General features: G+C 69.4%; 1 protein-coding gene. It reads left to right on the forward strand.

Annotated features, from left to right (window positions below; genetic code table 11):
- Positions 1 to 660 (forward strand): RICIN domain-containing protein (locus AC5L38_RS44325; RefSeq protein ID WP_495248843.1); only part of this gene is annotated, 660 nt, incomplete at both ends.

Genomic DNA, 660 nt, shown 5'->3' on the forward strand with positions numbered 1-660 from the left:
CGACAGCGACTCCTGGCTCGGCGCCAACACCAGCCCGCTGCTCTTCGACACCTCGGGCAACAAGAAGGCCGCCTACACCTCGGTCCTCAACGCCCTCAACGCCGCCGACCCCAACCCCGACCCCGACCCGACGCCGACGCCCACACCGACCCCGACCGCGGGTGGCGGTACCGGGCAGATCAGGGGCGTGGCCTCCGGCCGCTGCGTGGACGTGCCGGGCAACAGCACCACCGACGGCACCCAGGTGGCCCTGTGGGACTGCCACACCAACTCCAACCAGCAGTGGACCTACACCGCCGCCGGTGAGTTCAAGGTCTACGGCAACAAGTGCCTGGACGCCGGCGGCACCGGAAACGGGGCCAAGGCCCAGATCTACGGCTGCCACGGCGGCGACAACCAGAAGTGGCGCATCAACACCAACGGCAGCATCACCGGCGTGCAGTCGGGCCTGTGCCTGGACGCCGCGAACAACGCGAACGCCAACGGCACCCTGATCCAGATCTACGCCTGCCACGGCGGCAACAACCAGAAGTGGACCTGGAACGGCACCCCGGGAACCACCGACCCGACTCCGACTCCGACTCCGACGCCGGATCCGGGCGGCACCTGCAACCTTCCCTCGACGTACCGCTGGACCTCGTCCGGCGTGCTGGCCAACCC

Source organism: Streptosporangium nanhuense (assembly GCF_059358815.1).